The organism is Cellulomonas sp. A375-1, from assembly GCF_001040865.1.
In the GTDB taxonomy this organism is placed as follows: domain Bacteria; phylum Actinomycetota; class Actinomycetes; order Actinomycetales; family Cellulomonadaceae; genus Cellulomonas; species Cellulomonas gelida.
The window spans coordinates 8052-12910 of record NZ_LFKW01000083.1 but is presented as its reverse complement, the minus strand read 5'-3'; the positions used below and the strand labels follow the sequence as shown (position 1 = coordinate 12910).

The window sequence follows — 4859 nt, the reverse complement described above, 5'->3', positions numbered from 1 at the left end:
GCTCGACGAGGACGGCCGGCTCGTCGCGGACGGCCCCACGCGCGAGGTGCTGCACGACCAGGCAGGGCTCCTGAGCGCGTTGGGCGTCCGCCTGCCGGGCGCACCACCGACCCTGCGACGGGCGCCGCGTCCGGCCGCGACCGGCTCCGTGCTGCGCGTCCGCGGGCTCGGCGTGCGCCGGGGCGGGCGCGACGTGCTCACCGGGGTCGACCTCGACGTCCGGCCGGGGCGGGTCACGGCGGTCGTCGGGCTCAACGGGTCGGGCAAGAGCACGCTGCTGCTCGCGCTCGCCGGGCTCCTCCCGCACGAGGGCACCGTGGACGGCGGGAGCGTCGGGCTCGTGTTCCAGCAGCCCGAGCAGCAGTTCCTCGCGCGCACCGCGTCCGACGAGGTCGCCTGGGGTCCGCGCCGCGCGAAGGTGCCCGACGCCGAGCGGGTCGCCCGCGAGGCGCTGGCGTCCGTGCACCTCACGCCCCTCGCGGACGCCGACCCCTTCCGCCTGTCCGGCGGACAGCAACGGCGCCTGTCGGTCGCGGCCGCCGCGGTGTGCGGCCACGACGTCCTGCTGGCCGACGAGCCGACGTTCGGCCAGGACGGACGCACCGGGGCGGCCCTCGCAGCCCTGCTGCGGTCCCTCGCCGACGAGGGGCGCGGGGTCGTCGTCGTCACGCACGACCTGACGCTCGTCGCCGACCTGGCCGACGACCTCGTCGTGCTCGGTCACGGACGGGTCCTCGCCCAGGGGCCCGCGGCGGACCTTCTCTCGCCCGCGCACGACGGCCCCCTGCACGCCGCCGGGCTGGTCACCCCGGGCGCCCGGGCGGGTCAGCCGTCATGAGCGCGCACTCCCCCGTCGCGCCGCGGTTCGGCCGTGCGCTCGAGCACGACTCCGTGCTGCACCGGCGCAACCCGACCGTCAAGCTCCTGGTGCTCCTCGCGGTCTCGTCCGTGCTGCTCGTGCCCGTCGACATCGCGACACCGTCGCTGGTCGGGCTCGCGCTCGTGCCGGCGGCGGTGGCCGCCGGTCGCCTCCCGGTGCGCACGCTCGTGACGACGTGCGCGGCGTTCGCCCCGTTCGCGTGCTCGCTGCTCGCCGTCAACGCCGTGACGCGCGAGGGCGAGGTGGTCGCGCAGGTCGCGGGGCTCGAGGTGACGCGCACGGGGCTCGTCGTCGGCGCGTCGCTCGCCGTGCGCACGCTCGTCGTCGGCGCGCTCGCCGTGGTCTTCACGACGACCACCGACGGTCCCCGCCTCATGACGAGCCTGCACCAGCACGCCCGGCTGCCGGCGCGCGTGACGTACGCGATCCTCGCGGGCTACCGCGTGCTCGAGGGTCTGCCCGACGCCTGGACGACGATCCGTCGCGCCCAGGCGGTGCGCGACCCGACCCGCCGACGCGGCGCACCGCTCCCCCGCGACCCGGCCTCGCTCGGACGCGCCGCGTTCGCGCTGCTCGTCGGCGCGCTGCGCCAGGGCGAGCGGCTCGCCACGACGCTCCAACTGCGCGGGCTCGGCTCCGGACCGCGCACCGTGCACCGCCCGGTGCGACTCGGCCCGGCGGACGCCGTCCTCGTGCTCGTCACGCTCGGCGTGTGCGCGCTCGTCGTCGCCGCCACGTCACGGGCGGGGTGGCTCCTGACGTGGTCCACGCTCGGCTGACGGGCACGTCGTCGGGAACCCTTCAGCCACGGCAGACTCCAGGGGTGAGCGACACGACGCCCGAGAGCTACCGACCCGACGACCACCTGGGGCACCGCACGCTGCTCGTCGCCGCCGCGTACGTGGTGCTGCGCCGTGGCGACGAGGTGCTGCTGCAGCTCCGCCACGGCACGGGGTACATGGACGGCTGGTGGGGACTGCTCGCCGGGCACGTCGCCCCGGGCGAGTCCGTGCACGAGGCCGCCGTGCGCGAGGCGCACGAGGAGGCCGGCGTGCGTCTGGCCGCCGACGACCTGGTGCCGCTGACGGTGCTGCACCGCTTCGAGCGCTCCGGGCCACCCGTCGAGCAGCGCGTCGACGTGTTCTTCCTCGCGCAGCGGTGGCAGGGCGAGCCCACGCTCCAGGAGCCGGACAAGAGCGCGCAGATGGGCTGGTTCACCCTCGCGGACCTGCCCGACGTGGTCCCGCACGAGCGTCTGGTGCTCGACGCCGTGGCGGCGGGCACGCCGCTGCCCGCGGTCGTGTCGCTGCCCCGCTGACGCCGCGCCCGTAGCGCACCCAGCTCCACTGCGCGGAGCCGCGCCGGACGACGACGGGGCCCTCACCGGCCTGGCCGGGGAGCCCCGTCGTCGTGCGTGCGGTGCCGGTGTCAGCCGGTGTTCTGGACGCCTGCGGCCACGCCGTTGACGGTCAGCAGGAGCAGGCGACGCAGGTCGTCGTCCCGCTCGGGAGCGTCGCCGGTGCGCAGGCCGCGCAGCGCGCGCAGCTGCAGCAGCGAGAGCGCGTCGACGTACGGGCTGCGGAGCTGGACGGCGCGGCCGAGGATCCGGCGGCGCGACAGGATCGCGTCCGAGTCCGTGATCGCCAGCACCCAGCGACGCGTGCGCGCCATCTCGTCTAGGACGAGCTGCGCCAGGTCGTCCCGGTCGCCCAGCGCGAGGTAGCGCGCGGCGATCCGCTCGTCCGTCTTGGCGAGCGACATCTCGACGTTGTCGATGATCGTCGCGAACAGCGGCCAGTCCTGGTACGCGGAGCGCAGCTCGGCGAGGTCGTCGATCGACTCGAGCGCGGTGCCCAGGCCGTACCAGCCGGCGAGGTTGATCCGCGCCTGCGACCAGGAGAACACCCACGGGATCGCCCGCAGGTCGTCGAGGCTGGACACCGACAGGCCGCGACGCGCCGGACGCGAGCCGATCGGCAGCATGCCGACCTCCTCGAGCGGCGTGACCTCGGCGAACCACTGCGGGAACCCGTCGGCGCGCACGAGCTGGTGGAAGTGCGTCCGCGAGGCCTCGTCGAGGCGTGCCGCGAGCGGTCGGAACCGCTCCGCCGCCTGCGCGTTGTGCTCCTCGACGCTCGGCGCACCCGCGAGCAGCGTCGCCGCGACGACCTGCTCGATGTGCCGGGCCGCGATGTTCGGGTCGCCGTAGCGCGCGAAGATGACCTCGCCCTGCTCGGTGAGCTTGAACCGGCCGTCGACCGAGCCCGGGGGCTGTGCGAGCAGCGCGCGGTTGGCGGGGCCGCCGCCACGCCCGAGCGCGCCGCCGCGACCGTGGAACAGGGTCAGGACGATGTCGTTGTCGCGCGCCCACTGCGTGATGCGGCGCTGGGCCTCGTCGAGCGCGAGCGTCGCGGACAGCGGGCCGACGTCCTTCGACGAGTCCGAGTAGCCGAGCATGACCTCGACGCGTCGGCCGTTCTCCGCCAGACGCTTCTGCACCTGCGGGAACGCCAGTGCCGCCTGCAGGATGTCGACGCTCGCCTCGAGGTCCGCGAAGGTCTCGAACAGCGGGACCGCGTCGATCACGGGGACGTTCTCGGCCCCGCCGTACGCGAGCTCGGCGAGCTCGTAGACCGCGGCCAGGTGCTCCGGGGCCTGCGTGAACGACACGATGTAGCGACGTGCGGCATCCGGCCCAAACCGCTTCTGGATCGTGCCGACGGTCCGGAACGTGTCCAGCACCTCGACCGTGCGGGGCTCGAGCTCGCCGTCGATGCCGTGCGCGGCGATGTCGGCGAGCGCGGCGGCGTGCACCTGCGAGTGCTGCCGCAGCTCGAGCTCGGCCAGGTGGAAGCCGAACGACTGCACCTGCCACAGCAGACGCTGCAGGTCGCCGTACGCCTGACGCGTGGCACCGGCGTCGACGAGCGAGCGCTGCACGACCAGCAGGTCCGCCTCGAGCTCGGACGACGCGACGTACGCGAGGTCGGCGTTGCGGCTGCGGGTCGCGGCGAGCCGCTCGACGACGAACAGCAGCTCGCGCCGGTGCGGCTCGTTCGGCGACTCGGCCGACACGCGCGTCGCGATCGGCTCCGAGAGCGACCGCTGGCGCTGCCACAGGGCGTTCAGCTCGGACGACGCGGGGGTCCCGGCGCCGTCGAGGGTCAGACCGGCCGCGGTGCGACGAGCCGACTTCTCGAGCTCGATGAGCACCTGCTCGGACGCCAGCTGCGCAGCCGAGCGCGTGACCTCGGCGGTGACGTTGGGGTTGCCGTCGCGGTCGCCACCGATCCACGAGCCGAGCCGGGCGAAGGGCCGGACCACAGGCTGGGTGGTCCCGGCCTCACCGTCGAGGAGCCAGTCGTCGAGCCGGCGGTAGACCGCGGGCAGGACGTCGGCGAGCGTCGACTCGAAGACGCCGAGCACGGTGCGGACCTCGTCCAGCACGCTCGGCTTGGCCTGGCGCAGCGGCGCGGTGCGCCACAGGGTGTCGATCTCGGCGAGGAGGCGACGGTCGTTCTCCGCGAGCGAGACGCCACCCGAGCTGCGCACGTCACGCTCGGCGACGAGCTCGGCGATGCGGCGGATCGAGCGCGAGACCGCGCGGCGGCGCGCCTCGGTGGGGTGGGCGGTGAGCACGGGACGGAACTCGACCTCGCGCAGCCGGCGCCGCGCCTCGTCGTCGCCGACCTCCTCGGCGAGCTTCACCACGGCCGCCGGGAGCGAGTCGTCCGGGGTCAGCGCGTGCGGGTCGGCGTTCGCCTCGCGCTCGCGCAGCACGCGCACGCGGTGGTACTCCTCCGCGGTGTTCGCGAGGTGGAAGTAGCACGTGAAGGCGCGTGCCACCTGCTCCGCGCGGTCGAGCGAGAAGCCCGCGACGAGCTCCTCGGCGAGCGCCAGGGCGTCGCCCTCGGGCTCGTCGTGCGCGCGGATCGACAGCTCGCGCAGCCGCTCCACGTCGTTCAGGAGCTCCTCGCCA

At 75.0% G+C, this 4859-nt stretch carries 4 protein-coding genes; 3 read left to right on the top strand and 1 reads right to left on the bottom strand.

Annotation, left to right across the window (positions count from 1 at the left end; translation table 11 throughout):
• From CWIS_RS09300 to CWIS_RS09290, 3 genes are all read left to right on the top strand, one after another.
• Positions 1-838, top strand: an 838-nt coding sequence (locus tag CWIS_RS09300) for an energy-coupling factor ABC transporter ATP-binding protein (protein ID WP_156186606.1), incomplete at its 5' end; no start/stop codon positions are given.
• Positions 835-1659, top strand: coding sequence for an energy-coupling factor transporter transmembrane protein EcfT (locus tag CWIS_RS09295; protein WP_048343000.1), 825 nt, complete (start codon positions 835-837; stop codon positions 1657-1659). The genes CWIS_RS09300 and CWIS_RS09295, both read left to right, overlap by 4 nt.
• Before the next feature lie 44 nt (positions 1660-1703).
• The gene (locus tag CWIS_RS09290) at positions 1704-2198 is read left to right on the top strand and encodes an NUDIX domain-containing protein (RefSeq protein WP_048342999.1); all 495 of its coding nucleotides are present in this window, start codon (positions 1704-1706) and stop codon (positions 2196-2198) included.
• A 110-nt stretch (positions 2199-2308) separates the two neighbouring features.
• Here CWIS_RS09290 and CWIS_RS09285 read toward each other — a convergent pair.
• On the bottom strand, positions 2309-4859 hold a 2551-nt coding region (locus CWIS_RS09285), incomplete at its 5' end, for a phosphoenolpyruvate carboxylase (RefSeq protein WP_048342998.1).